General features: G+C 64.2%; 7 protein-coding genes, 1 tRNA gene and 1 pseudogene. 7 read left to right on the top strand and 2 right to left on the bottom strand.

What is annotated here, in order from left to right:
- Positions 1-45 precede the first annotated feature (45 nt).
- Both U9977_RS25365 and U9977_RS25360 read left to right on the top strand, forming a co-directional pair.
- Positions 46-771, top strand: coding sequence for a hypothetical protein (locus U9977_RS25365; protein ID WP_322751801.1), 726 nt, complete (start codon positions 46-48; stop codon positions 769-771).
- A gap of 411 nt (positions 772-1,182) precedes the next feature.
- Positions 1,183-1,255, top strand: a tRNA-Lys gene (locus U9977_RS25360).
- An 82-nt stretch (positions 1,256-1,337) separates the two neighbouring features.
- Here U9977_RS25360 and U9977_RS25355 read toward each other — a convergent pair.
- Complete coding sequence (locus tag U9977_RS25355) at positions 1,338-2,306, bottom strand: site-specific integrase (protein WP_322751800.1); 969 nt, start codon at positions 2,304-2,306, stop codon at positions 1,338-1,340.
- A 109-nt stretch (positions 2,307-2,415) separates the two neighbouring features.
- On the opposite strand from U9977_RS25355, the gene U9977_RS25350 reads away from it, so the two are divergent.
- Both U9977_RS25350 and U9977_RS25345 read left to right on the top strand, forming a co-directional pair.
- Positions 2,416-2,646 carry a DUF433 domain-containing protein gene (locus U9977_RS25350; protein ID WP_322751799.1) on the top strand — a complete coding sequence of 77 codons (231 nt, stop codon included), beginning with the start codon at positions 2,416-2,418 and terminating at the stop codon, positions 2,644-2,646.
- A gap of 7 nt (positions 2,647-2,653) precedes the next feature.
- Positions 2,654-2,977 (top strand): DUF5615 family PIN-like protein, encoded by a 324-nt coding sequence (locus U9977_RS25345; protein ID WP_322751798.1) that lies wholly within the window; start codon positions 2,654-2,656, stop codon positions 2,975-2,977.
- On the opposite strand, the pseudogene U9977_RS25340 reads toward U9977_RS25345, so the two are convergent.
- A pseudogene (locus tag U9977_RS25340) lies at positions 2,944-3,172 on the bottom strand (IS3 family transposase); the annotation flags it as partial. The gene U9977_RS25345 and the pseudogene U9977_RS25340 sit on opposite strands and share 34 nt — an antisense overlap.
- A 408-nt stretch (positions 3,173-3,580) precedes the next feature.
- Between U9977_RS25340 and U9977_RS25335 the strand changes: the two are divergent.
- The 3 genes from U9977_RS25335 (at position 3,581) to U9977_RS25325 (ending at position 5,287) form a co-directional block, all read left to right on the top strand.
- Entirely contained in the window at positions 3,581-3,913 is a 333-nt protein-coding gene (locus U9977_RS25335; RefSeq protein ID WP_322751797.1) for a hypothetical protein, read from the top strand.
- An 850-nt stretch (positions 3,914-4,763) separates the two neighbouring features.
- Entirely contained in the window at positions 4,764-4,964 is a 201-nt protein-coding gene (locus U9977_RS25330; protein ID WP_322751796.1) for a hypothetical protein, read from the top strand.
- A gap of 29 nt (positions 4,965-4,993) precedes the next feature.
- Positions 4,994-5,287 (top strand): hypothetical protein, encoded by a 294-nt coding sequence (locus U9977_RS25325; RefSeq protein WP_322751795.1) that lies wholly within the window; start codon positions 4,994-4,996, stop codon positions 5,285-5,287.
- The last annotated feature ends 168 nt before the right edge of the window (positions 5,288-5,455 follow it).

The raw sequence follows: 5,455 nt of genomic DNA, 5'->3' as shown, positions 1-5,455 counted from the left end.
TTACCGTGACAGGGCCGGGTGGGTGCGCCATGCCGTTGTGCCGGTATGCGCTACAGTCACCCGTCACGCTCACGGGGGGGCTGCATGCTGGGATTTTGTAGTTTTGTCGTTCTGGTCATCATGGTTGTCGGGCTCGTCGGGCTGGTGCGCGGGCACCTGCACCGGCTGCACGTCCACAACCGCCGTACCGCCGGATTCATCACTGGAGCGAGTTTCCTGTGCGCCCTTGTGCTCGGGGCCGTCGGGGGCAACCCCGGCCCGGTCGCGGTCACATCGCTGGCGGTGTCGAGCTCGCAGAGCCAGTCCGCCAGCCCGTCCGCGTCACCGAGCCCGTCGGCCGCGCTCGGGTTCCCTGCCGGCGAGGCCGTCGCAGCGGGGCCGGTGACACCGACGGCTGGCGAGGTCCCGCCGGCCCCGCAACCGGCCGTAGCGGTCGCGACGACGTCCGCTGCCGCCGCCGTGTCCGCAGCCGGGAACGCCGCCACAGCCCCGACTACACATCCGGTATCCCGACCATCGGCCCAGGCCGCGGCTCAGGTTCCCGCGGCTGCGCCCGCGCCGCGGCCGGCGACGACCGCGGCGGCCGCACCGGCGGGCAACTGTGACCCCGCCTACCCCGATGTCTGCCTTCATGACGGGATCGGCGACTACGACTGTGCCGGCGGCTCGGGCGACGGCCCCAACTATGTGCAGGGCCCGCTGCGGGTGCGCCCGCCCGACCCGTTCAAGCTCGACGGTAATCACGACGGTACCGGTTGTGAGAACGGCTGACCGCTCTCCAGCCGCTCAAGCCGTGCCCGGCGCCGCCACGCACCACCTACGAGTGGTGAGCCGCCACGCACCACCTACGAGTGGTGAGCCGCCACGCACCACCTACGAGTGGTGAGCCGCCACGCACCACCACGAGTGGAAGGTTCCCGCCTGAATATCGGGCATTTCGGGCGTTGGATGTACGTCGACCTTCCACTCGTGCGCTGCCCCCGCCCGGTCCGCCCGGTCCGTCCGGTGGCTCCGGCCGACCAGTCCCGTCCATCCCGGTTGGCCGGCCGCTCGGGCCGACCGTGCCGCCGGACACGTCGCCCGATCGCGGCTTCTTGTCGTCACGTTGGCTTCGGCTGGGGCCACTGGTGGACCTCGATCGTCCCTGGACCTGATACATTCAGATCCGTCGCAAGGCGACACGCGCCGCTAGCTCAATTGGCAGAGCAGCAGACTCTTAATCTGCGGGTTCGGGGTTCAAGTCCCTGGCGGCGCACCCATCCTGACCAGCGGTTATCACTCTCGGTGATGACTGTCTGAAGATCGATGTACCCAACGCTGTACCCATTTGCAATCGATCACTGTTGGTCGGTGTCGGTGGGGTCGGTGCCCATGCCCGTGGGGTCGGCGTCTCCGGCTTGCTCCGGGCTGTCGTCCTCTTCATCTTCTGTCCTGTCGTCGGTGAACAGGTGATCCAGACGTCCTACGGCCTCCCGTTGGGTTTCGGGCATGACGTGGGTATATGTGTTCATGGTCAGTTGGATGGTCGAATGTCCGAGTAGTTCCATGACCGTCCGCGCGGGCACGCCTTCGACGAACAGCATCGAGGCGAATGCATGACGAAGATCGTGTAGGCGGAGCCAGGGGAGTCCGGCCGTTGCCCGAAGCTGATCGAACCGGCGGTTGACGTTCCGTGGTTCCAGCGGGGTCCCGATCGACGAGGTGAACACCAGGCCCGTCTCAGTCCAGGAGTCACCGCGTTCGAACCGTTCGCCCGCTTGTGTCACCCGGTGTTGGCGTAGCAGGTCCATCAGTCGGGCCGGGATCGGTAGCTTCCGGTGTGAGCGGACGGTCTTCGCCGGCACGAACGTCAACGACCCGTCGACCCGCTGGAGGCTCTGGCGGACGTGCAGGACGGCGCCGTCAAAGTCGACATCGGTCCAGCGCAGGCCGAGGATCTCCCCACGGCGTAGGCCGAGCATCAGGCCACAGGCGAAGAGTGCTTCCAGGCGGTCACCGTGCAGAACCTCCATGAGGCGTCGTGCTTCCTCGGGACGCAGCACCCGGACGTCCTTGTGCGTGACGGATGGTGCACGTACCGCCTTCGCGACGTTGCGGGGCACGAGGTCGAGCCGTTCGGCTTCGGCGAGCGCGTTACGGATCAGTCCGTGCACGTGGCGGACGCTCACCGCAGACAACCCGGACGCCTTCGCCGCCGCGACCAGGCGCCGGACGTCGAGGGGAGTGAGCTTGTCGAGCTGGATTCGGTCCCGCAGCCCACCAAGGGCGCGAGGCTTTTGATCGTCTTGTAGCAGAAGGTCGAGCATCGGCTAGACATGACGTGACCGAACAGCGGAGCTACCCGAGGCAGCTCCCGCCGAGCCAACGGACTGCCGCACGTGATCGCCGTATCCTGAAGGTGACACAGGAGGCGCCGTGCACTTCACTCGGATCACCGTGAACCCCGCGCAGATGGGCGGTGTTCCATGCGTACGTGGGCTCCGCATACCGGTTGCCACCGTCGTCGGCATGATCGCGGATGGCATGACCATCGACGAGGTCACCACAGAGCTGCCCGACCTCAACCGGGAAGACGTGCGCGAAGCCCTCCGGTTTGCCGCCGAGGCGGTACTCGAACGCCAGCTCCCCCTCGTCATCCCCGCCTGACCTCGACGTGCGGTTCCTCCTCGACAACAACCTGTCCAACAGCCTCGCCGAGGGTCTGCGCCAGGCAGGACACGACGTCCTGCACGTGCGCGACGTCGGGCTCGGCGCAGCAGACGACGAAAAGGTCCTCGCGTTCGCCGGGCAGGACGACCGGACGCTCGTATCTGCGGACACCGACTTCGGCGGCATCCTCGCGCAGTCAGGGGCAGGCAGCCCGTCCGTCATCCTCTTCCGCCGCGAGGGCGGACGACGCCCGGCGGAACTGAACCGTTCCGGGTTCTTTAGAGACCGGGATGCTTACGCTTCGGCCAGCACAGCAGCTTCGTCCTGAAGATAGAAGGCCGATTCAAATTCGACCGGCGGCATGTCGCCGCAGCCGCTGTGGATGCGGCGGTGGTTGTACCAGGGCATTGTCGTACGAGTCCCCGACGCTGCCCACGGACGGTGTCGCGCCGGCTTCGACGAGCCGTTCGGTGTAGCGGATTGACGTGGACTGTGATCCTCGGTCAGAATGGTGCACGAGCCCGTTGAGCGAGCTCATATCTTCGTATAATGGCGGTCACGAACCAAACGCTACTTCCGTGACGTCGCTCGCGATGTGAACCGACTCATGGCCATAGACGTCAGGCCGGTCTACTCGCAATACAAGGCAGAATCTACGATCAGCACCGTACGCTCTGCGTAGCACATCGAACTGGGAGCGTAAGAAATATGCGGCAGCAAGATTGGTAATACCGGACTGGCCCGCAATCAAAAAAAGCGGTCGGCCACGCGAGAAAGAAAATGCTCTTGCAAGTATTACATATTCTCGCTGGTTGGCTTCGCAGATGAACTCGGTATTGCCTGCGACGATAGCGATCGAATCATGTCGGTCCCGATCGTATGGTTTGAACCTCACGCCAGGGAGGTAGGTCGTCATGTGCCCAGCTGTTCTATGGTTGGCATCGGGCCCGCCAATACAGAACTCCACGCGACCACCGATGCCCCCTCGGAACTGGTCGGGCTGGAAAATCTGAAACACGACGCCTCCGTCGGTGGCGATACTCGCCACTTCAACCAATGCCCTAACATCGGAGCGATGTATGCCAAGCGGGTTGTTTATCTGTTGGCCGACGATGATGACGCACTCTCTGGCGGCAGAGAAACCAAAGAAAGCATGGTACCGGCTCTTTCTCTGGAGACGTTTTACTTGTTGCCAGCTCCAAACCAAGCTACCGCTTACAACGCTTGTCAATATCCCGATCGCGACATTAACTACGATCGATGACATTTAGCCCCCAGGAGAGGATGGTACGAAGGACTGGTCCCGACGTAGCTCGCTGCCGCATCGGAGCCCCGGTCGCCTCTGCCACGGTTCGACGGGTAGGACGGGAGGGGGTGCAGGTGCGGATCATTCGTAGAGCGTAGGTGTCTTGTTTCAGTGGTGACGGTCCGGCCCACCTGGCTGGAGCACTCGCGCATCTGCCACACCAGCGCGAGTCACTACGAAGCCGGTTCTGCTCGCCGCCGATGCTCCGAAGGCGGACAAGCGGGCCTGGTACAGCTTCCGAGCAGATGTGGTGGATGGCCAGGGACGACGACGGACGGCGGACCGAGGATCGGCCAGATAGCGAAACCCGGGGGCGTGCCATTCACGTGCCAGTAGCGACGGTCGGCATGTGGTCCCATCGGTGTCCTGTGGCGGGTACCGAACCGCCGTTGACCAGGGCGGGAACGTGCCCGCCCAGTTCGGAGCCAGTATCCGCACAGGTTTCCCAAGCTTGTAGCGTAGACCGTGTCGGTACGTGCTCTGATCCGTCCCCATGTACCCATGGGTGTACCCAAGCCGGCGGACGTTGGCGGACGAGTACGAACGCCGGCGGACGGCAAGTGCAGGTCGCGCCGACGCGGCGGACGTCCGCGGACATCGGCGAACGAACCGCTCTTTCCTCTTAATCTGCGGGTTCGGGGTTCAAGTCCCTGGCGGCGCACCCATCCTGACCAGCTGTTATCACTTTAGGTAGTTGCTTTTTCTCGATCTTGACAGTAACCGTCACGGCGACCGGATCGCAGTCACGTTCCATACTCCCTGGGGTGCGGTACCGTTTGAGGGGAGTCCGGTAGCGAGGAGGCCCGCTGTGTACGAACCTGAGTTGCCGGCAGCCTTCCGCGATGTCGAGTTTGTTGATCCTCCGGAGTGGCTCGACAGAGTACTCGCGGATGCAGATGCGGATCTTGCTGCGGGGCGCTTCGTGTCGTTCGACTCGGTTGAGGAGTTCGACGCTTACGCGCGGCAGATCACCGCTGATGATGGAGAGACACTGCGCCGTACGGCATGATGGGCATACCGGATATCTAGCATGTGCGCATGCCCACCTTCGACGCGCTCGACCGCTTTTGGGCTGACTATCGACGACTCACCCATGCCCAGCGGGAGCGGTTTCTCCGGGCGCGTGACCTGTTTGTCGAGGATCTCCAAGCCGGGGCCGGCTTCCGCAAGAGCCTTCGGGTCAAGGGGTTCCGCGGGGAGCCTGGGGTCTTTGAGATGACGTGGGCGGGCGATGGTCGCGCACTGTTCCGTTACGGCGAGCCGGAGAAGGACGGCGAGGCACACATCGTCTGGCTACGGGTCGACACACATGACATCTTCGACAGGCCCTGACGCGAGACCGCGGTAGGTTCCCATTGATCGTCCGGGTTGAGCCATGTACCCATTGCTGTACCCAAGCCGGCGGACGTCGGCGGACGAGTACGAACACCGGCGGACGGTGAGCCCAGGTCACGCCGACACGGCGGACGTCCACGGACATCGGCGAACAAGCCGCTCTTT

The organism is Protofrankia sp. Cas8, from assembly GCF_963555845.1.
GTDB lineage: Bacteria > Actinomycetota > Actinomycetes > Frankiales > Frankiaceae > Protofrankia.
This window is presented reverse-complemented; position numbering and strand designations above follow the sequence as displayed.

Excerpts from the sequence above, each read along its gene's own strand:
- U9977_RS25365 (WP_322751801.1), top strand. The coding sequence starts at position 46 with ATGCGCTACAGTCACCCGTCACGCTCACGGGGGGGCTGCATGCTGGGA.
- U9977_RS25355 (WP_322751800.1), bottom strand. The coding sequence starts at position 2,306 with ATGCTCGACCTTCTGCTACAAGACGATCAAAAGCCTCGCGCCCTTGGT.
- U9977_RS25335 (WP_322751797.1), top strand. The coding sequence starts at position 3,581 with ATGGTTGGCATCGGGCCCGCCAATACAGAACTCCACGCGACCACCGAT.
- U9977_RS25325 (WP_322751795.1), top strand. The coding sequence starts at position 4,994 with ATGCCCACCTTCGACGCGCTCGACCGCTTTTGGGCTGACTATCGACGA.